This is a genomic window from Streptomyces sp. NPDC102402, from assembly GCF_044765765.1.
Lineage (GTDB): Bacteria > Actinomycetota > Actinomycetes > Streptomycetales > Streptomycetaceae > Streptomyces.
Genome location: NZ_JBIWKR010000010.1, coordinates 210705 through 231562, shown reverse-complemented (window position 1 = coordinate 231562; position 20858 = coordinate 210705). Strand labels below are relative to the sequence as shown.

14 protein-coding genes are annotated in these 20858 nt (G+C 72.6%); 6 read left to right on the top strand and 8 right to left on the bottom strand.

Annotated features, from left to right (window positions below):
- The first annotated feature begins 178 nt into the window (after positions 1 to 178).
- The 6 genes from ACIRJR_RS26855 (at position 179) to ACIRJR_RS26830 (ending at position 9225) form a co-directional block, all read left to right on the top strand.
- Entirely contained in the window at positions 179 to 3085 is a 2907-nt protein-coding gene (locus ACIRJR_RS26855; protein ID WP_403785085.1) for an SCO5717 family growth-regulating ATPase, read from the top strand.
- A 197-nt stretch (positions 3086 to 3282) separates the two neighbouring features.
- Positions 3283 to 5157 carry an ABC transporter substrate-binding protein gene (locus ACIRJR_RS26850; RefSeq protein ID WP_403785083.1) on the top strand — a complete coding sequence of 625 codons (1875 nt, stop codon included), beginning with the start codon at positions 3283 to 3285 and terminating at the stop codon, positions 5155 to 5157.
- Positions 5158 to 5160: 3 nt separating this feature from the next.
- A complete protein-coding gene (locus ACIRJR_RS26845) occupies positions 5161 to 6252 on the top strand; it encodes an ABC transporter permease (RefSeq protein ID WP_365886359.1) in 1092 nt (363 codons plus the stop codon).
- Entirely contained in the window at positions 6249 to 7169 is a 921-nt protein-coding gene (locus ACIRJR_RS26840) for an ABC transporter permease (protein WP_403785081.1), read from the top strand. Before ACIRJR_RS26845 ends, ACIRJR_RS26840 begins: the two co-directional genes overlap by 4 nt.
- Positions 7166 to 8227: an ABC transporter ATP-binding protein gene (locus ACIRJR_RS26835; protein WP_403785079.1), complete on the top strand. Its 1062-nt coding sequence runs from the start codon at positions 7166 to 7168 to the stop codon at positions 8225 to 8227. Before ACIRJR_RS26840 ends, ACIRJR_RS26835 begins: the two co-directional genes overlap by 4 nt.
- Positions 8224 to 9225, top strand: coding sequence for an oligopeptide/dipeptide ABC transporter ATP-binding protein (locus ACIRJR_RS26830; RefSeq protein ID WP_403785077.1), 1002 nt, complete (start codon positions 8224 to 8226; stop codon positions 9223 to 9225). Before ACIRJR_RS26835 ends, ACIRJR_RS26830 begins: the two co-directional genes overlap by 4 nt.
- Before the next feature lie 116 nt (positions 9226 to 9341).
- Here the strand turns inward: ACIRJR_RS26830 and ACIRJR_RS26825 are convergent, their stop codons facing one another.
- The 8 genes from ACIRJR_RS26825 to ACIRJR_RS26790 form a co-directional block, all read right to left on the bottom strand.
- Positions 9342 to 10487, bottom strand: a complete 1146-nt coding sequence (locus ACIRJR_RS26825) for an XdhC family protein (RefSeq protein ID WP_403785075.1) — start codon at positions 10485 to 10487, stop codon at positions 9342 to 9344.
- 77 nt (positions 10488 to 10564) lie between these two features.
- A complete protein-coding gene (locus ACIRJR_RS26820; protein WP_403785073.1) occupies positions 10565 to 11518 on the bottom strand; it encodes a bifunctional riboflavin kinase/FAD synthetase in 954 nt (317 codons plus the stop codon).
- Between the two features lie 43 nt (positions 11519 to 11561).
- Positions 11562 to 15110, bottom strand: a complete 3549-nt coding sequence (locus ACIRJR_RS26815) for a trypsin-like peptidase domain-containing protein (protein ID WP_403785071.1) — start codon at positions 15108 to 15110, stop codon at positions 11562 to 11564.
- Between the two features lie 215 nt (positions 15111 to 15325).
- The gene (gene truB, locus ACIRJR_RS26810; RefSeq protein ID WP_403785069.1) at positions 15326 to 16231 is read right to left on the bottom strand and encodes a tRNA pseudouridine(55) synthase TruB; all 906 of its coding nucleotides are present in this window, start codon (positions 16229 to 16231) and stop codon (positions 15326 to 15328) included.
- Positions 16228 to 16689, bottom strand: coding sequence for a 30S ribosome-binding factor RbfA (rbfA, locus tag ACIRJR_RS26805; RefSeq protein WP_033304149.1), 462 nt, complete (start codon positions 16687 to 16689; stop codon positions 16228 to 16230). The genes truB and rbfA overlap by 4 nt, the downstream gene beginning before the upstream one ends.
- Before the next feature lie 26 nt (positions 16690 to 16715).
- Entirely contained in the window at positions 16716 to 17012 is a 297-nt protein-coding gene (locus ACIRJR_RS26800; RefSeq protein WP_103516539.1) for a DUF503 domain-containing protein, read from the bottom strand.
- 204 nt (positions 17013 to 17216) lie between these two features.
- Complete coding sequence (infB, locus tag ACIRJR_RS26795; RefSeq protein WP_403785066.1) at positions 17217 to 20348, bottom strand: translation initiation factor IF-2; 3132 nt, start codon at positions 20346 to 20348, stop codon at positions 17217 to 17219.
- A 148-nt stretch (positions 20349 to 20496) separates the two neighbouring features.
- Positions 20497 to 20775: a YlxR family protein gene (locus ACIRJR_RS26790; RefSeq protein ID WP_014153747.1), complete on the bottom strand. Its 279-nt coding sequence runs from the start codon at positions 20773 to 20775 to the stop codon at positions 20497 to 20499.
- Positions 20776 to 20858 lie beyond the last annotated feature (83 nt).

The following is a 20858-nucleotide window of genomic DNA, read 5'->3' as shown; positions in this document are numbered from 1 at the left end:
GAGCGATACGCCCTGCCGTAGTGCGCCCCGTGGCGATTAGGGTGGGTGGGGGCGCGGCAGAGGAACCTGCGGGCAGGCACTGCGCGTCGCAAGGGGGAGAGCCGGGCGGACCGGACAACGGGAACGGTCGCCCCCACCCACCACGGCACAAGGGTGCTCGACCACACCAGGAGGCAAAGTGAACGGCGATCGGGACGAGATCAGCGGGGGATGGAACACGCCCGTCGACGAGTCGTCCGACGCGGATCCCGCCGAGATGACGGGTGAGTTCACCATCGACTACACCCCTCCCGCCTGGTACACGCAGAACGCGCCGGGCGACTCGTCGGGAGGCGCGGGGTCCCATCTGGCACCGCCTCCGCCGCAGGGGGCGCCGATGTCCGTACCGGCGCCGCCGGCCCCCGGCGGATTCGAGCCCCACCGGCCGCAGGCACCGGCGGCTCCGTCCGAATCCGCCCCGGCCGCCCCGTCCGAGCCTCCCTCGCCCTCCTACGAGCCCGCGCCTCCGGCGCCGGCTCCCGCCGCGGCCCCGACGGGCTCCGCCGAGCCGGACGCGGTGGGCGGCCCGTTCGGCGGCGGTGACGTGGAGAGCGGCGCCACCATGCGGTTCTCCCCCGCCGCGCTGAAGCAGGAGATCGCCGAGCGCGAGGCGGCCAGGGCAGAGGCGGCGGCACCGGGCTCCGGTGCCTCCGACGAGCCCCCGTCCCCGGCCGGCCTGTCCGAGGGCGTCGGCGAGCGCCCTGACGCTCCGGTGGACGGGCAGGATCCCGTGGACGGCGAAGGGGCCGACGCCCCGGAGGCCGATGCGGGGGCCACCGACGAGGGGCCCTCCGACGACACCCCGGAGACAGGCGACGGCCACGTCGACGCCCGTGCCGACTCGCGGGCCGACGGAACAGAGGACTCCGTGCACGGCGCGGCCCCCCGGGAGACGACTTCCGCAGCCGCACCGGCCGAGGACACGCACCCGGCCGATGCGCCGTCGAACGCTCCGGCGCCGTGGTCCCCGCCGCCGGCGCAGAGCGCACTGCCGCCGCTGCCGCCCGCCTTCCAGCCGGCCGCGCAGCAGCCGAGCGCGCCTCAGTCCGCGCCGCAGTGGCCCGCGCAGCAGCCCGGAGCCGTCCCGGCGGCCGATGCGCAGGGCGGATACGGCTTCCCGCAGGCCGGACAGGGCGGATACGGCTTCCCGCAGGGGGCCACACCGCCGCCGCCCGCACAGCAGGCCCCGCAGCAGCCGGTGCAGCCCCCGGCAGCGCAGCAGCCCAACGCGCTCACTCCGCAGGGTGGTTACGGCTTCCCGCAGGCGCCCCAGCAGCAGTTCCCCGCCCAGGCCGCACCCCAGCTGCCCCCGGCCGCGCAGCCTCAGGGGGGTTACGGGTTCCCGGCCCCGCAGGCCCACCAGCAGCCGCAGCCGCCCGCGCAGGGAGCGCCGCTCCCCCCGCAGATCCCGCAGCAGCCGGCCCAGGGCACCCCGCACCTGCCCGCCCAGCAGCAGCAGCAGCAGCCCGAGGCCTACCAGCCGCAGCCGCCCGCACCCCAGGCACCGCCCGTCGACCCGCGCACCGGGTCCGCCTGGCCGACGCCGGTCACCCATGACCAGCGTGAGCGTTCCGTCCCCGGCGCCCCGCTCGGCTACACGGCCGCGGTGGAGCTGTCGTCGGACCGGCTGGTCCGGGGGAAGCAGAAGGCCAAGAGCAGCCGTACGCCGTCCGCGGCCTCCCGCTTCAAGCTGGGAGGGAAGAAGGAGGAGATCGAGCGCCGGCGCAAGCTGGACCTGATCCGTACGCCGGTGCTGTCCTGCTACCGGATCGCGGTCATCAGCCTCAAGGGCGGCGTCGGCAAGACCACGACGACCACCGCGCTCGGATCGACCCTGGCCACCGAGCGGCAGGACAAGATCCTCGCCATCGACGCCAACCCGGACGCGGGCACGCTCGGCCGACGGGTGCGCCGCGAGACCGGCGCCACCATCCGCGACCTGGTGGGGGCGATCCCGTACCTCAACTCGTACATGGACATCCGCCGCTTCACCTCGCAGGCGCCCTCCGGCCTGGAGATCCTCGCCAACGACGTGGACCCGGCGGTCTCCACGACCTTCAACGACGAGGACTACCGGCGGGCCATCGACGTCCTGGGCAAGCAGTACCCGATCATCCTCACCGACTCGGGCACCGGCCTGCTCTACAGCGCGATGCGCGGTGTGCTGGACCTCGCCGACCAGCTGATCATCATCTCGACGCCGTCCGTCGACGGCGCCTCCAGCGCGTCGACCACGCTGGACTGGCTGTCGGCGCACGGTTACGCGGATCTGGTGCAGCGGTCCCTGACCGTCATCTCCGGGGTCCGCGAGACCGGGAAGATGATCAAGGTCGACGACATCGTGCAGCACTTCGAGACGCGCTGCCGCGGCGTGGTGGTCGTGCCGTTCGACGAGCACCTGTCGGCGGGCGCCGAGGTCGACCTCGACATGATGCGCCCGAAGACCCGGGAGGCCTACTTCAACCTCTCCGCGCTCGTCGCGGAGGATTTCCAGCGGGCCCAGCAGCAGCAGGGGCTGTGGACCGCGGACGGCAGCAACCCGCCACCGCAGTTCGCTCCCCCGATGCCAGGACAGCAGACGCCGGGTCAGCAGGCGCCCGGTCAGCAGCAGTACGCGCCGCAGCCCCAGCACGGCCGGCCGTACCCCGGACAGCCCCAGCCGAGCCAGCCGTACCCCGGGCAGCCCCAGCCGGGCCAGCCGTACCCCGGACAGCCGTATCCCGGACAGCCGCAGCAGCCGTATCCGCCCCAGCAGCCCTACGCCGGGCAGCAGCCGTACGGGGGGCAGCAGCCCCCGGCCCAGCAGGCCGCCGCACCGCAGCAGCCGTACCCGCCGTACGCCGGCCCGGGGGCGCAGAACAACGGCTGGCAGCAGGTGCCGCCCGCCCCGGCGCAGCCCGGCGGGAATCCGGCCGGGCCGCCTCCGCCGCCCGCGCAGCACGATGGCCAGGCACATCAGTCCGGGCAGCCCGAACTGCAAGGTCCCGTTCCGCCGGCCGGCTGGCAGCAGCACCCTCCGCAGCCGCCGTCGGCGCCTCAGCAGTAAGGCAGTAGAGGTCTAAACCAATGAGGGCCCGCACCGTTCACCCGGTGCGGGCCCTCATTGCATTCCCGCAGACCACACGCGGTTTGGCCGACCGTTGACGCGACTCGACCGGCGCTGATAAACCTTCGCTTCACCAGCTGGCGAACCAGAGATCTGCCCGCCTTCACCATGCGAGTCATGACGCGAGGTCCACGTCCATGGTCACAAGATTCCCTCCACGCCCGGCCCGTCCACGCGGCCGTCTGCGTATCCTTCTCGCTTCCGGAGCCGCCGCCCTGGCGCTGGCCGCCGGATCGGTCGTCCCCGGAAACCCGTTCGGCCCTGCCCCGCAGGAGGCACAGGCAGCTGACGGCAAGTCGACCCTCACGGTCGCGGTCGCGCAGAGCGTCGACTCCCTGAGCCCTTTCCTCGCGCAGCGGCTGGTTTCCACGAGCATCCACCGGCTGATGTATGACTACCTCACCAACTACGACGCCAAGGACAACCACACGATCCCCGGCCTCGCCACCAAGTGGGAGGCCTCGGCGGACAAGCTGACGTGGACGTACACCATCCGGTCCGACTCGAAGTGGTCGGACGGGGAGAAGGCCACCGCCGAGGACGCGGCCTGGACCTTCAACAAGATGATGACCGACGAGGGTGCCGCCACCTCCAACGGCAGCTTCACCTCCAACTTCAAGAAGGTGACCGCTCCCAGCCCGGACAAGCTGGTCATAGAGCTGAAGCAGCCTCAGGCCACGATGACGGCACTGGACGTGCCGATCGTGCCCGAGCACGTCTGGGACAAGGTCGGCGACTTCTCCAAGTTCAACAACGACACGAAGTTCCCGATCGTCGGCAACGGGCCCTTCATCCTGACGGACTACAAGGTCGACAGCTATGTGAAGCTGAAGGCCAACAAGGACTTCTGGCGCGGTGCGCCCAAGTTCGACGAGATCGTGTTCCGGTACTACAAGGACCAGGACGCCGCCGTCGCCGCCCTCCGAAAGGGTGAAGTCTCCTTCGTCGCCGGAAGCCCGAGCCTGACCCCCGCCCAGTCGGCCTCGCTGAAGAGCGCCGAGAACATCAAGGTGAACGACGCCCCCGGCCGCCGCTTCTACGCACTCGCCACCAACCCCGGCGCGCGGACCAAGGACGGCGAGAAGTTCGGCGACGGGCATCCGGCGCTGCTGGACCAGAAGGTCCGTCAGGCGCTGTTCATGGCGGTGGACCGCACGACCATCATCGACAAGGTCTTCCAGGGCCACGCCATAGAGGGCGAGGGATACATCCCGCCCCGCTACGGCTCGTACTTCTGGAAGCCGTCGGCCGAGCAGAAGCTCGCCTACGACCCCGCGAAGGCGGGCGCCCTCCTCGACGAGGCGGGCTACAAGAAGAACGGTGCCGGCAAGCGGACCGGCAAGGACGGCAAGCCGCTCGACTTCCGCATCCTGTGCCACGCCACGGACCCCAACGACAAGGCGATCGGCAAGTACCTCCAGGAGTGGTGGGGCGACCTCGGTGTCGGCCTGAAGGTCGACTGCCTCGACAACGTCTCCGACCCCTGGTACGCCGGTGAGTACGACCTCGCCTTCGACGGCTGGTCCGTCAACCCGGACCCCGACTTCGTGATGTCGATCCACACCTGCGCGGCGCTGCCGTCCAAGCCGAAGGAGTCGGCGGCGACCGACAACTTCATCTGCGACAAGCAGTACGACGAGCTCTACGCCAAGCAGCTGGCGGAATACGACCCCGCCAAACGGGCCGACCTCGTGAAGCAGATGGAGTCGCGGCTGTACGACACGGGATACATGAATGTCATGGCGTACCCGAATGCCGTCGAGGCCTACCGCACCGACCAGATCAAGTCCATCACGACGATGCCGTCGGACGCGGGCAACATCTACGGTCAGGACGGTTACTGGAGCTGGTGGTCGGCGGTCCCGGCCGCCGGGGCGTCGGGCGGCTCGTCCGGCGACAGCTCCAGCTCCACCGGAGTCCTCGTCGGTGTCGGTGTCGCCGTAGTCGTCCTCGCCGGTGGCGGGCTGCTGTTCGCCATGCGTCGTCGTTCCACCGCGGAAGACCGTGAATAGTCCATGAGCACAGAAAGCACTCCCGCGCTCCTGAAGGGCGCGGCGGGCGTGGACGCTGTGCAGACCGACGGCCCGGCTCCGGCCGGGCCGTCGGCCCGCAGCCCACGCGCCCGCAGCACGACCGCCTACCTCCGTTACGCGGCGGGCAAGCTGGCCGGTGCGGCCGTCTCGCTGTTCGCCGTGCTCGTCACCAGCTTCTTCCTGTTCCGCCTGATCCCCGGCGACCCGGTCAAGCAGATGACCGGCGGCCGGCAGGTGTCGACCGAGCAGATCGCGGCGATGCGCAAGGAATTCGGCCTGGACCTGCCCCTGTGGCAGCAGTTCGTCGAATACTGCGGCAAGGCCCTGACCGGGGACTTCGGTACGTCGTACCAGTTCCGCGCGCCCGTGATGGACAAGATCTCCGAGGCGCTGCCCGCGACACTGCTGCTCACCGGCACCGCGTTCGTGATCTACACCGCGATCGGCATCTGGCTCGGCGCCAGGTCCGCCTGGCGCAACGGCTCGGCCGGCGACCGCTTCCACACCGCCTTCGCCCTGACCCTCTACTCGGTGCCGTCCTTCTGGCTCGGCCTGCTCCTGATCATCACGCTGTCGGTGGGCATCGGGCCCATCCCGGGCATGTTCCCGACCGGCGGGATGGAGTCCGGCAACTCCAGCGGCTTCGGCTACGTCCTCGACGTCGCCCACCACCTGGTCCTGCCGGTCATCACCCTCGTCGCCGTCGAGTACGCGCGCACCCTGCTCGTGATGCGCTCCTCGCTGCTCGACGAGATGGGCAGCGACTACCTCACGACGGCCCGTGCGAAGGGCCTGCGCGACGACCTCGTACGCCGGCGCCACGCCGTTCCGAACGCGATGCTGCCGACCGTGACACTGCTCTTCGTCAACCTGGGCAACACGGTGGCGGGCGCCATCCTGGTGGAGACGGTGTTCTCCTGGCCCGGACTGGGCGGGCTGTTCTACCAGGCGCTGAGCGTGCCCGACCTGCCACTCGTGCAGGCGCTGTTCTTCGTCTTCGCCGCCGCGGTGATCCTGATGAACACGCTCGCCGATGTGATCTATCCGCTCCTCGATCCCCGGGTGGGCCGATGACGACCACGACCGACGCGACGACGGCCACCAGCCCGCGCGCACTGACCTGGGCCCGCCGGCGGCATGCGGCCACCCGCTTCTGGCAGCAGTACCGCAGCCACCGGGCCGGCCTGGCCGGCCTCGCCGTACTCGCGCTGATCGCCCTGATCGCGCTGGCCGCCCCGCTGCTGGTGGGCGCGGACTCCCGGAGCGTCACCGAGGCGCCCGGCGGGCCGCTGGAGTCCCCGAGCGCGGAGTTCCCCCTCGGTACCGATCAGTTCGGCCGCAGTCTGCTCGCCCTCCTGGTCTGGGGCACCCGGGTGTCTCTGACCGTCGGTCTGCTCGCCGCCTTCCTCTCGGTGGCCATCGGGACCCTGGTGGGCATCACGGCAGGGCACTTCAAGGGCTGGTACGGCAACATCATCATGCGGGTCACCGACTGGTTCCTGGTGATGCCGACGCTGGTGCTCGCCATCGCGCTGGCCACCGTGCTCTCCCGGTCCCTGTGGACCACGGTCCTCGCCATCGGCGTGACGACCTGGCCGACGACCGCGCGACTCGTGCGCGCGCAGACACTGTCCGTGGAGTCCCGGCCGTACATCGAGCGTTCCAAGGCGCTCGGCGGCGGGCACGGCCACATCATGTCCCGCCATGTGCTGCCGAACGTGATGCCGCTGGTGCTCGCGCAGACCACACTGGTGATCTCCACCGCCATCCTCACCGAGGCGACCCTCGCCTTCCTCGGGCTGGGCGATCCCACGATCGTCTCCTGGGGCGGACTGCTCCAGGACGCCCGTGAGGCCGGAGCGGTCAGCTCCGGCAACTGGTGGTACCTCGCTCCGCCCGGACTCGCCATCGCGGTCGTCGCCCTCGCGTTCACGCTGTGCGGCCGCACCATCGAGTCCGTGCTCAACCCCAAGCTGGGGGTGTCCCGTTGACCGCCGTGAAGACCGAGAACACGCCGAAGCCGGAGACCGGGCAGCCGCTGCTCGAGGTCCGGAACCTCCATGTCACCTACGGCTCGGGGGCCTCGGCCGTCCCCGCCGTCCGAGGCGTCGACCTGCGGGTCGAGGCGGGCCAGAAGCTCGGCATCGCCGGGGAGTCCGGCTGCGGCAAGTCGACGCTGGCGCTCGCCCTGCTGCGTCTGCTCCCCGCGTCCGCGACCCTGAGCGGCGAGATCCTGCTCGACGGGGAGGACATCCTCGCCATGAAGTGGGGGCGGCTGCGGGCCGTCCGCTGGGCGGGGGCGTCGATCGTCTTCCAGGGGGCGATGCACTCGCTGAACGCCGTGCACCGCATCGGGGACCAGATCGCCGAACCGATCCTGCTGCACCGCAAGTCCACCCCGGCGGCGGCGCGCAGGCGCGCCGGTGAGCTGCTGGAGCAGGTGGGGCTCCCGGCCGCTCGGGCGGACGCCTACCCGCACGAGCTGTCCGGCGGCCAGCGCCAGCGCGTCATGATCGCGATGGCGCTGGCCTGCGACCCGCGGCTGATCATCGCCGACGAGCCCACCACGGCGCTCGACGTGATGATCCAGGCCCAGATCCTGCGGCTGATCGAACAGCTCGTCAGTGACCAGGACCTCGGCCTGATCATGATCAGCCACGACCTGGCGGTGCTCTCCGACACCTGCGACCGGCTGTCGGTGATGTACGCCGGCCGGGTCGTCGAGGAGGGTCCGGCCAAGCAGGTCCACGAGAACGCGAGGCATCCGTACGCCGCCGCGCTGTCGGCCGCCTTCCCGCGGATCGGCGACCTCGCGTCCCGGCACGCGCCCCGCGGCCTGCCGGGTGACCCGCCGGACCCGTCGGCGCTGCCCCCGGGCTGTACGTTCCATCCCCGCTGCCCGGCGGCACTGGACTCCTGCGCCACCGAGGACCAGGAGCTGCGGATCGCCGGCCCGTCCCGGCGCGCGGCCTGTGTGCTGGTGGAGCCGGGCGCCACCGCGGCGTCCGGTCCGCTCGGCGGCGCCGAGGAAGCAAGGAGCACGTCATGACCACCACTCCCCCGGCCCCCCTGCTCAGCGCCCAGGCGCTGAAGGTCGCCTTCCCGGGCCGTCGCGGGGCGGCGACCGCGCGTGCGGTCGACGGGGTCGACCTCGACATCCGCCCCGGTGAGATCGTCGCCCTGGTAGGCGAGTCGGGCTGCGGCAAGACGACGCTGGCCCGGTCACTGCTGGGCCTGGTGGAGCCGACCGCCGGCCGGGTCACCTTCGGCGGCGAGCCGCTCGACTACGGTGGCCGCGCTCTCAAGGCGTACCGCAAGCGGGTGCAGCTGGTGCTCCAGGACCCGAGCGGCTCGCTCAACCCCCGCCACACCGTGTACGACGCGGTCGCGGAGGGCCTGCGCATCCACGGGTACGCGGGCGACGAGCACGCGGCGGTGTCCGGGGCGCTGGCGCGAGCGGGGCTGCGGCCTCCGGAGCGGTTCTTCCTGCGCTATCCGCACGAGCTGTCGGGTGGTCAGCGTCAGCGCGTCGTGATCGCGGGCGCGCTGGTACTGGAGCCCGAACTCATCGTCGCGGACGAGCCCGTGGCCTCGCTGGACGCGTCCGTACGCGGAGAGATCCTGGCGCTGCTGCTGAGGCTGCGCGACGAACTGGGCCTCTCCGCGCTGGTGGTGACGCACGATCTGGGGCTCGCGTGGAACATCGCGGACCGGGTGGCCGTGATGTACCTCGGCCGGATCGTGGAGACGGGTGACGTCGAACAGATCCTCACCGCACCCCGGCACCCGTACACCCAGGCGCTGCTGTCCGTGCTGCCCGAGGCGGACGGCGAGCCGGTGATCCTCACGGGCGAACCGCCGGACCCTTCGAAGGTCCCGTCCGGGTGCCGCTTCCACGCCCGGTGCCACATCCTCGCCTCGGGTGAGGCGGAGCGTGCGGGCGTCGCCGAGGCGTGCCGCACGAAGGATCTGCCGGTGCTGGAGGGGGACGGCCGGACACAGGTCGCCTGTCACTGGGCCACGGCGGGCGTGGAGGCGGTCTCCTAGGACGCCGCACGCCGCTCCGGGGCCTCTGGCCGGGACCGGTCTCCAGGACACCGGCTCCGGGGCCTCCGGGCCGGTCTCCAGGGCACCGCTCGCCGCACGCCGGTCCGGGGCTGTCTCTAGGACGCCGCCCCGGGACCGCCGTCCGGCCGGTCCCCGAACTGCGGACCATGGTGGATCGTGCCCGTCATCTCCTTGAGGGGGCGCCCCGTTCCGCCCCAGCGGTGCTGGATGATCTCGGCGGCGATGGAGACGGCCGTCTCCTCCGGGGTACGGGCCCCGAGGTCGAGGCCCACGGGCGAGGCGAGGCGGGCCAGTCCCGCCTCGTCCACCCCGGCCGCCCGCAGCCGGGCGATCCGGTCGGCATGGGTGCGCCGGCTGCCCATCACCCCGATGTACGCGGCGGGTGTCCGCAGCGCCGCGGCGAGCAGGGGCACGTCGAACTTCGGGTCGTGGGTCAGCACGCAGACGACCGTGCGCGCGTCCACCGGGGTCGACTCGAGATAGGTGTGCGGCCAGGCGCGGACGACCTCGTCGGCCGTGGGAAAGCGCTCCCGGGTGGCGAAGGCCGGTCGGGCGTCGCAGACCGTGACCCGGTAGCCGAGGAAGGAGCCGATCCGCGCGGTGGCCGCCGCGTGGTCGATGGCCCCGAAGACGAGCATGCGGGGCGCGGGGGCGTACGTCTGGACGAAGACGGTGACGTCCTGCATGCGGCGCTCACCGTGCGGGCCGTACCGGCCGCTGCCGGTGGTTCCCTGCGCGAGCAGCCCGCGCGCGTCGTCGGTGACGGCGGCGTCGAGCCCCTCGTCGCCGAGGGAACCGCTGGTGCGGCCGGCCAGGACCAGTCGGCGGGCGCCCCGCGGCGCCGCTCCGGACACCACCGTGGCGAGGGCGACGGGCTCCCCGGCGGCGATGGTCGCGGCCAGCTCCCGCAGCATGTCCCGGTCGGCGGCGGCAACGTAGGGCTGCACCAGGACGTCGATCGTGCCGCCGCAGGTCAGCCCGGCGCCGAATGCCTCGTCCTCGCTGATGCCGTACGTCCGCAACTGCGTCTCGCCCGTGGCGAGGGTCTCGGTGGCGGCCTCGTACACATCGCTCTCCACGCACCCGCCGGAGACGCTGCCCGCCACCGTCCCCGTGGCGTTCACCGCCATCACGGCGCCGGGGGCCCGCGGTGCGCTGCCCCGCACCGCGACGACGGTGGCCAGGGCGAAGGGCGTACCGGCGGCGTGCCAGTCACTCAGCTCCGACAGCAGTTCACGCACGTGCGCACGTCCTCCCGGATCGACGGCTCCTGCCCCCGACGATGCCCCGGAGCCGGCGCGCGCACCACAGGAAGGAGTCAGGCGCGCTCGTACGCCGCGACCAGCTCGCTGGACCGCTTCACGTCCGCGGCCATCGCCACCAGCAGGTCGTCGACCGACTCGAACTTCAGCATGCCGCGCACGTAGGAGAGGAAGTCCACGGCCACGTGCAGCCCGTACAGGTCGAGGCCGACGCGGTCGATCGCGTACGCCTCGACGGTCCGCTCGGTGCCGTCGAACTGCGGGTTCGTGCCCACGGAGATCGCGGCGGGCATCGCCTCGCCGTCCACGGTCAGCCAGCCGGCGTAGACACCGTCGGCGGGGACGGCCGTGTGCGGCAGGGTCTCCACGTTCGCCGTGGGGAAGCCGAGCTCCCGGCCGCGCTGGGCACCGCGCACGACGACGCCCTCGACACGGTGCGGGCGGCCGAGGATCTCCGCGGCGCCCTCGACGTCGCCCTCCGCGACCAGGCGGCGGGTGAGCGTGGAGGAGAACGGCTCGCCGCCTCCGGCCTCACCCCTCACGTGGAGGTCGATGACCTCGACCTCGTAGTCGTACGTCGGGCCGAGATCGGCGAGGTAGGTGACGTTTCCCGCCGCCCGGTGGCCGAAGCGGAAGTTGGGACCTTCGATGACCAGCTTCGCGTGCAGCTTGTCGACGAGCACCTTCACGATGAAGTCGGCGGGCGACAGCTGCGAGAACGCGGCGGTGAACGGCAGGATCAGCACCGCGTCCACACCCAGTCCGGCCATGAGCTCGGCACGCCGGTGGTGCGGAGCGAGCAGCGGCGGGTGTGTGCCGGGGCGGACGACCTCGCTGGGGTGCGGGTCGAAGGTGACGACCACGGAGGGCACGCCCAGCTCCCGCGCCCGCTCCACGGCCCGGCCGATGATCAGCTGGTGCCCGCGGTGCACCCCGTCGTAGGAGCCGATGGTGACGACGCTGCGTCCCCAGCCCTCGGGGATGTCCTCCAAGCCACGCCAGCAGTGCACTGTGACCGCTCCTCGCCCGCACCTGTGTACGTGTGTATGTCCATTACGCAGGTCTAAGACTGCCATGCTCACGTCCTGCGGCCCGCATCGGCACCGGGATCCCGTGGGGCGGCCCGTCCAGGGCATCCATCGTCCGCCGGGCTCCGGGGCCCACCACGGCGGCCCACTCCTGCGGGGCGTCGGTCACCCACCGGATGACGAGGGCGCCGAATCCGGGATCGTCCCGGGCGATTTCGGCCAGCCCGCGGTCGAAGCGGGCCGCTCCCTCGGGTGTACGCGCGAGCAGCATCCCGGTGCGGTGCACCAGCGCCCTGGTCCGTGCCTCGGGGCGGAGCCCGGAACCGGCCGCCGCGGCCCGCAGGAGGGCGTCGAGGACTTCGGAGTCCTTCCCCGTGCCCTGCTCGAACTCCAGCAGCACCTCCAGCAGCTCGGCCCGCAGGGGCCTCGACGCGTTGGTGCCGGGCGCGGCGAGCACCCGGGCCAGCGCCGCGCGTACGGGCGGTGGCGCGGGGCGGTCGCGCAGCAGTCCGGTCATCAGGGGCAGCAGCAGTGCCCGGGCCGCGGGGCTGTGCTCCAGCCTGAGATCCACGTACGCGGCGGCCTGCGCGGCGGCGTCCTCCCCGGACCGGCTGTCGATGTACCGGCGCACGAGACCGGGTGCGTGCAGCGCCAGGGCGGGGGTGTCCAGGGAGGCCAGTTCCCGCAGGACATCGTCCGCGGCCTGGCCGGGCAGCGACAGGCGGGCCCGCAGGGCGGCGAGGACCGGCTCCGGATATGCGGGGAACACCTCCGTCAGCAGGGCCACCGGCAGCCGGGGGTCACCGGCGGCGAAGATCCGCAGGGCCTGCGGCAGGTAGCGGCCCCCTGCCTCCGGGTCCCGGACGAGGACGGTGAGCGCGGGGGCGTGCAGGGAGGTGTCGTCCGGGCGTGCCAGCAGGGTGAGCGCGGCGCCGCGCAGCAGGGCGCGATCGGTGCCGGAGAGGGCGGGTGCGGCGATCAGCACGGCGTGAAAGGCCGCGGCGGCGCGGCGCGCGGGCCGCTCGTCGTCGCGTGCCCAGCGGTCGACGGCGCGGCAGAGGGCGGCCGGCTCGTCCTCGGTGAGGGCGGCGAGCAGTTCGGCGGCCCTCGCGTGGGCGGTGTCGGCGAGCGCCTCGGTCAGGTCGTCGACGGCGAGGTCCCGGCGGGCGTACAGGAGGGCCTGTGCGGCGGAGGCCACGGTGAGCCGCATCGGTACGTCCTTCTCGGCGGGCAGAGGGCTCTCGTCCCCGAGCCACTGGCACAGCAGCGCCTGGACGGTGCTGGGGCGGGCGGCCAGCCGCCGGGCCACGGCGTCCAGATAGCGCTCGCCGCCGCCCTGGCGGGCTGCCGTGTCGGCGGGCAGGAGCCTGCGCAGGAGGTCGAGCCGGTCGCCCTCGGGCAGCCGGATCCGGCGCCAGAACCACGGCCCGAACGCGGCGTAGGGGCCGAGCGCGGACGGGCCGGACAGGGACCGCCGGGTGATCCGGCCGGCGAGCACCCGCAGCACCCCGAGACAGGGCCGGGCGTCGGCCACCCTGAGCAGGCTCTCCCGGAGCAGGTGGGCCGCCCACCACGCGGCGTCGGGGAGCCGCCGTCGCGTGCCGGGTCCGGGCTCCAGCCGGTCCATCGCCTCGATCAGGTCGGCCATGCGGTGGGCCAGCGCCGCGTGTCCCTGCCGCCGCTCCAGCAGGAGCATCGCCTGGAGCACCGGGCCGATGCGGTGGCGCGGCACCGGGAGGTTGGCGGGTTCGCCGAGGTCCTGCGGGGCGGGCGCCGGTACCGAGGGCGCGTCGTCCGCGTGCCAGCGGTGGACCAGCGAGTGGAGGGCCGCGTCCAGGTCGAGGTGCGCGCCCTGTACCCAGTCGCCCAGCTCCTCGTGGGCGAAGCGGTAACCCGCGCCCGCCGGGACCAGCAGCCCCTCGGTGAGGACCGCCGACGCCCACCCCGTGCGCCAGGGGAAGAGGTCCTCGAACGCCGCCCGGTCCAGCTCTCCCTGTCCGGGCCCGAGACAGCGCCTGGCCGCCTCGTGGACCTGGCCCGCCACCTTGGCCGCCAGTCCGCGGACCGCCGTGCCGCGGAGCCTGGGTTCGGCCTGGGCACCGATCCTGACGGCGATCCGGAGGCAGGCGAGGTCCAGGTGCGCGGCGAAGACCTCCTCCGTGCCGGGCCTGCCGGGTACGTCGGGGGGCAGCGCGGCCCGCACCTCGGCGAGGAGGCGCAGGGTGAGCGGGTGCCGGTCGTGGCCCGGCGCGATCGTGCCGGGCGGGATTCCGTAACGCTCGGCCGCCCGCTCGGCCTGTTCCGCCGTGAGGTCGCCGAGCCGTACGGCGGGCGGCAGCCCTCCGGCCGGACGCTCCGGCCGGTGCAGGGCGCCGGGCGGGTACAGCGCTCCCGCGGTCTCCCAGTGCTCGGGGCGGCAGGCGACGACCATGCGCGTCTCGTGGGACACGAGCCACGCGGCGCTCGCGCGGGCCCACCCCGCGAGCCGGTGGGCCAGCAGGGGCGGCATCTCCTCGGGTCCGTCGACGACGACGAGCAGCGGATTCCCCGAGGCCGTGGCGAGGGCGGCCACCCGCTCCGGTGTGGCCGCCTCCATGTCACCCCGGGCCCCGGCGGCGCTGATGATCCTCCCGGAGCGCTGCAGCGCCCGCGCCATCGCGTCGCCGACCGAGGTGTCGTCGGCCAGCAGGTCGGCTCCTCGCAGCCAGAGGGTGAGGGCGGGCACGGGCCCGCGGGCCCGGCGGGCGGCGAGCGCGGCGAGCTCCGTGGTACGGCCTGTCCCAGGTACGCCGACCAGGCCGAGGACGGGCCCCGTGCCGCTCTCGAAGGCGGTGAACTCGGCGCTGATGTGCGGGCGTTCGACCACCTCCGTCCCGCACGGGCGCGCGTCGGCGTGGCCGAGCGAGGTGGCCGTCAGCTGCAGGGCCCCGGCCAGGTTGAGGTGGCTGCCGTATCCCGGGACGCCGCTCGCGTTGCGCCGGAGCACCTCGGCCAGCGGCCCGGGGGCGTCCTCGGGTGTCAGCGGCACCGCGAGCCCGGCGGTCTCGCGCCCGGCGCTCAGAGCGGTCGAGAGCACGCCGAGGACGGCCCCGGTGCGGGGGTCGGTGACGGGCCCGCCGACGGCGGCGCCGCCGGAACGCAGCGCGTCGCGACCGTCCGTGCCGAGGGCGAGCTCCAGGGCGTCCTCCACCGGGTGTGCGCGCCCGCCCTCGGTGTACGTCGCAGGGGTCGTCCCGAGCACCCGTGCCTCGCGCCAGCCGTGGGCGGCGATCCGCACGTAGGCACCGGGCACGATCTCCTCGCGTACGGCGATGGGGAGCGGCTCCGCCCCCAGGGCCGCGGGGTCGCCGGTGCGCAGGAGGGCGAGCCCCAGGGAGGGCATCGCGGTGATGTCGTCGGGGCCCACGGAGCAGCTGCGGCCGCCGGCCGCGTGCAGCGTCAGGGCCTCGGAGCGTGCGACGGCCTGATGACTGGTGACGACGGTGCCCCGGTCGTCCGCGACGAATCCGGTCCCCCGCGGCCGGCCCGCCTCGTCGCAGATCCTCACAAGTGTCGACCGGTCCCCGCTGCCCATGGTCCGACCGTAGGTCCCCAGTGATCGTCGCGAGAAATCCGAGGCGCGAAAGCGCCCCCCTCACCCCCCTCGGTCACTCCGAGCGCCCGTCCATTGGGGTGAATCGGTGGATCCGTGTGGACAGGGATGGTCGCGGGAGGGGGGTCGTGGAGCGGGCGCGTAGCCGGGGGGACTGCCCGCTCCACGAGGGGCCGGACCCTCACGGGGTCTCCGGCTCAGGCGAAGACGGCGAGGCTCTTGGCCTTGCCCTTCTGCTCCTCGACGAGCACCAGGAACCTCCCGTCGGGCCCGAAGACACCGACCGGTCCCGGCGGATACGACGGCATGTCCAGCCGCACGCCGTTGAGCAGCAGTCCGGCGCGCTTCTCGTCCACGTCCCAGCGGGGGAAGGCGGACGCGGCGGCCTCGGCCACCGGCATCACGGTCAGCTCCTGCTGGTGCTGGTCGAGCGTGCGCGCCGCGTCGAGCCCGTACGGGCCCACGCGGGTGCGCCGCAGCGCCGTCAGGTGTCCGCCGACACCGAGGCCGCCCCCGAGGTCGCGGGCCAGGGCGCGGATGTACGTGCCCGAGGAGCACACCACGGAGACGACCAGGTCGACGACCGGGGTGCCGTCCTCGGCGACCGCCTCGCGGACGTCGTAGACGCGGAAGGACGAGATGGTCACCGGGCGGGCCGGGATCTCGAACTCCTCGCCGCCCCGCACCCGGGCGTAGGACCGCTTGCCGTCGATCTTGATGGCGCTGACCTTGGACGGCACCTGCATGATCGCGCCGGTCAGGGCGGCGACCCCGGCGTCGATGCCTTCCCGGGTCACCCCCGACGCATCGGTGGACGAGGTGATCTCGCCCTCCGCGTCATCGGTGACGGTGTCCTGTCCGAGCCTGATCGTCCCCAGGTACTCCTTCTCGGTCAGGGCGAGGTGACCGAGCAGCTTGGTCGCCCGCTCGACGCCGAGCACGAGGACACCGGTCGCCATCGGGTCCAGCGTGCCGGCGTGGCCGACCCGCCGGGTGCGGGCGATGCCACGCATCTTGGCCACGACGTCGTGCGAAGTGAAGCCGGACGGCTTGTCGACGATGACAAGTCCGTCCGGCGTCTTTTCCTGCTTGTTCTGCGTCATGCGGAAGGCGAGTCCTCGTCGTTCTCGGCGGACTCGTCCTCCGGCTTGCGGTACGGGTCCGCTCCGCCGGCGTACGTGGCACCCGAGGACGCCTCGCGGACCTTGGCGTCCGAGGCGCGTGCCCGGTCGAGCAGGTCCTCGATCGCCTTGGCGTTGTCCGGCAGGGCGTCCGCCACGAAGGCCAGGGTGGGGGTGAACTTGGTCCCCGCCGCGGCACCGACCGCCGAGCGCAGGATGCCCTTGGCGCTCTCCAGGCCGGCGGCCGCGCTGGCCCGCTCCTCGTCGTCGCCGTAGACCGTGTAGAAGACCGTGGCCTCCCGCAGGTCGCCGGTGACACGGGTGTCCGTGATGGTCACGTGCGTGCCCAGACGCGGGTCCTTGATACCGCGCTGCAGTTTCTCGGCGACCACCACCTGGATGAGGTCTGCCAGCTTCTTCGCCCGCGCGTTGTCGGCCACTGGTCCTTCTCCTTCTCGAGCCTTGCTCAATCGTCTTCGTCGCTGTGCAGCCGCCGCCGTACGGACAGCAGCTCCACCTCCGGCCGGCCCGCGATCATGCGTTCGCACCGGTCGAGTACGTCTGTGAGGTGTCCGGTGTCCCCGGAGACCATGGCAAGACCGATCTCGGCCCTGCGGTGGAGGTCCTGGCCGCCCGTCTCCGCGACACTCACCGCGAACTTGCGGTGGAGCTCGGCGACGATCGGGCGGACGATGGAGCGCTTCTCCTTCAACGACCGTACGTCGCCGAGGAGCAGATCGAAGGACAGAGTCCCCACATACATGTGTGTCCGGATGTCCCGCCGGTTCGGGTTCGGGGGCCCGGGGGTCGCTCCCCGGAGTGGCACAGCCACGCCCCGCCGTCATGTGGCGGGGACACCCGAACCGTACACGGAACAGCCGGGGCCGATCGACGGAAATACGACCCGTCGACCGGCCCCGACTGTGGTGGGAGAGCCCGGGGGTCTCCCCCCGGGAATCCCTGCGGATCAGCCTCGCGGCTTCTCGCGCATCTCGTACGTCGCGATGACGTCGTCGATCTTGATGTCGTTGAAGTTCCCGAGGTTGATACCGCCCTCGAAGCCTTCGCGGATCTCGGTGACGTCGTCCTTGAAGCGGCGCAGACCGGAGATGTTGAGGTTCTCCGCGATGACCTTGCCATCGCGCAGCAGGCGCGCCTTGGTGTTGCGCTTGACCTCGCCGGAGCGGACCAGCACACCGGCGATGTTGCCCAGCTTGGACGAGCGGAAGATCTCGCGGATCTCCGCCGTGCCGAGCTCGACCTCTTCGTACTCCGGCTTGAGCAGACCCTTGAGGGCCGCTTCGATCTCTTCGATCGCCTGGTAGATGACCGAGTAGTACCGGACGTCCACGCCCTCGCGCTCGGCCATCTGCTCGGCACGCCCTGCGGCGCGCACGTTGAAGCCGATCACGATGGCGTCGGAACCGGTCGCCAGGTTGATGTCCGACTCGGTGACCGCACCCACACCGCGGTGCAGGATCCGGATGTCGACCTCTTCACCGACGTCGAGCTGGAGCAGCGAGGACTCGAGAGCCTCCACCGAACCGGACGCGTCGCCCTTGATGATGAGGTTGAGCTCCTGGACCAGACCGGCCTTGAGCGCCTCGTCCAGGTTCTCCAGGGAGAACCTGACGCCCTTGCGGGCGAAGTTGGCGTTGCGCTCACGGGCGGCACGCTTCTCGGCGATCTGACGGGCCGTACGGTCCTCGTCGACCACCAGGAGGTTGTCGCCGGCACCCGGGACGTTGGTGAGACCGAGCACCAGGACGGGGGTCGAGGGACCCGCTTCCTGGACGTTCTGACCACTGTCGTCGAGCATCGCCCGGACACGGCCGTACGCGTCGCCGACGACCACCGTGTCGCCGATGCGCAGCGTTCCGCGCTGGACGAGGACCGTCGAGACGGCACCCCGGCCGCGGTCGAGGTGGGACTCGATCGCAATACCCTGCGCGTCCTGCTCCGGGTTGGCCCGCAGGTCGAGCGAGGCGTCGGCGGTGAGGACGACGGCCTCCAGGAGGGACTCGATGTTGAGGCCCTGCTTGGCGGAGATGTCGACGAACATCGTGTCGCCGCCGTACTCCTCGGCCACCAGACCGAACTCGGTGAGCTGACCGCGCACCTTGGTCGGGTCGGCACCCTCGACGTCGATCTTGTTGACCGCGACCACGATCGGCACCTCGGCCGCCTTGGCGTGGTTCAGCGCCTCGATCGTCTGGGGCATCACACCGTCGTTCGCCGCCACCACGAGGATCGCGATGTCGGTGGACTTCGCACCACGTGCACGCATGGCGGTGAACGCCTCGTGACCCGGGGTGTCGATGAAGGTGATCTTCCGGTCCTCGCCGTTGACCTCGGAGGAGACCTGGTAGGCACCGATGTGCTGCGTGATGCCACCGGCCTCGCCCGCGACGACGTTCGTCTTGCGGATCGCGTCGAGCAGCCGGGTCTTACCGTGGTCGACGTGACCCATGACGGTCACGACCGGCGGACGGGAGACCAGTGCCTCTTCCCCGCCCTCGTCCTCACCGAACTCGATGTCGAAGGACTCGAGCAGCTCGCGGTCCTCCTCCTCCGGGCTGACGATCTCGAGGACGTAGTTCATCTCGTCCGCGAGGAGCCTCAGCGTCTCGTCGGAGACGGACTGCGTGGCGGTGACCATCTCGCCGAGGTTCATCATCACGGCGACGAGCGACGCCGGGTTGGCGTTGATCTTCTCCGCGAAGTCGGTCAGGGACGCGCCGCGCGACAGACGGACGGCCTGTCCGTTGCCGCGAGGCAGCATGACGCCGCCCACCGACGGGGCCTGCATGGCCTCGTACTCCTGGCGCCTCTGACGCTTCGACTTGCGACCACGACGCGCGGGACCACCGGGACGGCCGAACGCACCCTGTGTGCCACCACGGGCACCGGGGCCGCCGGGACGTCCACCGAAGCCGGGACGACCGCCGAAGCCGCCGCCACCACCGGGACGGCCCGCGCCGCCACCGCCACCGGGACCACCGGGACGGCCTGCGAAGCCGCCGCCGCCACCACCGGGACCGGCCGGACGGCCTGCGAAGCCGCCGCCACCGGGACGACCGCCGCCGCCACCGGGACGACCACCGCCGCCACCAGGACCGCGGCCACCGCCGCCGGGGCCACCACCGGGACGAGGACCGGCAGCGGGACGCTGCGGCATCATGCCCGGGTTCGGACGGTTACCCGAGGGGGCACCGCCCGGACGGGGAGCCTGCGGACGGGGCATGCCGCCCGGAGAGGGGCGTGCGCCACCCTGGCCCTGGGGGCGCGGGGCGCCACCGGGACCACCCTGCGGGCGCGGGGCGCCGGGACGCTCCTGACCGCCGCCGGGGCGCGGGGCACCACCGGGACGGGGCGCCTGGGGGCGCGCCATGCCGGTGGAACCGCCGGAGGTGAAGGGGTTGTTGCCCGGACGGGGCCCGGCCGGACGTGCGCCGCCGGGACGCGGTGCGCCCTGGCCCGCGGGACGTGCGGGACGGTCTCCGCCGCGCTCGCCGCCACGGCCGCCGTCGCGCTGGCCGCCGTCGCGCTGACCACCGTCACGCTGACCGCCGGCCGGAGCCGGACGGGCGGGGCGGGGGCCGGGGGTGGCGCCCGCGGGACGCGGGGCCTGGGGCTGCTGCTGCGGCGCGGCCGGCTGCTGGGCCGGAGCCGGAGCCGAGAACTCCGCGGCGGGCACCGGGGTGACCGGGGCGGGCTTCGGCGCGGGCTTGGGACCCGGACGGGGCGCACCGGACGGCGCGGACGGCGCCGCGGGAGCGCTGCTCGCCGGGGCCTCGGCCGCGGCCGGCTTGGGAGCCGGGGCGCCGGGCTTCGGGGCAGCGGGACGTGCCGCGGCGGCCGGAGACGGCGCCGCGGGCTTTGCGGGGGCGGCCTTGCGAGGCGCGCCAGGCTTTGCAGCGGACTTGCCGGCGTTGCCGCCGGGACCCTGCAGTGCGTCAGTCAATTTGCGTACAACCGGCGCCTCGATCGTCGAGGACGCCGAACGGACGAATTCACCGAGTTCTTGGAGCTTGGCCATGACGACCTTGCTCTCGACGCCGAACTCCTTGGCGAGTTCGTATACCCGGACCTTAGCCACTTCGCTCCTTTTAGGTCCGGGTTACCGCCGGACCGTCGCTACTTCATGGGCGTACTCATCGCGTACTCATCGAGTGCTCATCGCAATCTCGACCTACTTCCAACTCGCGAGGTACCTGACCGCACGGGGACCCGTGCCGTTCACTTTCTTACGGTGTCACCCGCTCGACGAACCGCTGCAGTGCCGCGGAATCGAACGGCCCCTTGGCCTTGAAGGCCCGGGGGAACGCCCGGCGGCGGACCGCCAGGTCGAGACAGACTGAGGCGGGGTGCACATACGCACCCCGGCCGGGCAGCGTACCGCGTGGATCAGGGACAACTTCACCCTCGTCCACCACGATGCGCAGCAGCTCGCTCTTGGCCGCTCGCTCCCGGCATCCCACACAGGTTCGCTCGGGGCAAGCGCGGGCGTGCGTCCGGCCAGACACGACTAAGTCTACCTCCCCGCACCGACCTCACCCCTTTGGGGCAAAAATCGAACGGATGTTGTCGTGATCTCAGCGCCTGAGCG

What these genes read in the sequence shown, in the direction of transcription:
- ACIRJR_RS26850 (WP_403785083.1), top strand. Translation starts at nt 3,283, where the DNA reads ATGGTCACAAGATTCCCTCCACGCCCGGCCCGTCCACGCGGCCGTCTG.
- ACIRJR_RS26845 (WP_365886359.1), top strand. Translation starts at nt 5,161, where the DNA reads ATGAGCACAGAAAGCACTCCCGCGCTCCTGAAGGGCGCGGCGGGCGTG.
- ACIRJR_RS26840 (WP_403785081.1), top strand. Translation starts at nt 6,249, where the DNA reads ATGACGACCACGACCGACGCGACGACGGCCACCAGCCCGCGCGCACTG.
- ACIRJR_RS26830 (WP_403785077.1), top strand. Translation starts at nt 8,224, where the DNA reads ATGACCACCACTCCCCCGGCCCCCCTGCTCAGCGCCCAGGCGCTGAAG.
- ACIRJR_RS26815 (WP_403785071.1), bottom strand. Translation starts at nt 15,110, where the DNA reads ATGGGCAGCGGGGACCGGTCGACACTTGTGAGGATCTGCGACGAGGCG.
- truB (WP_403785069.1), bottom strand. Translation starts at nt 16,231, where the DNA reads ATGACGCAGAACAAGCAGGAAAAGACGCCGGACGGACTTGTCATCGTC.
- ACIRJR_RS26800 (WP_103516539.1), bottom strand. Translation starts at nt 17,012, where the DNA reads ATGTATGTGGGGACTCTGTCCTTCGATCTGCTCCTCGGCGACGTACGG.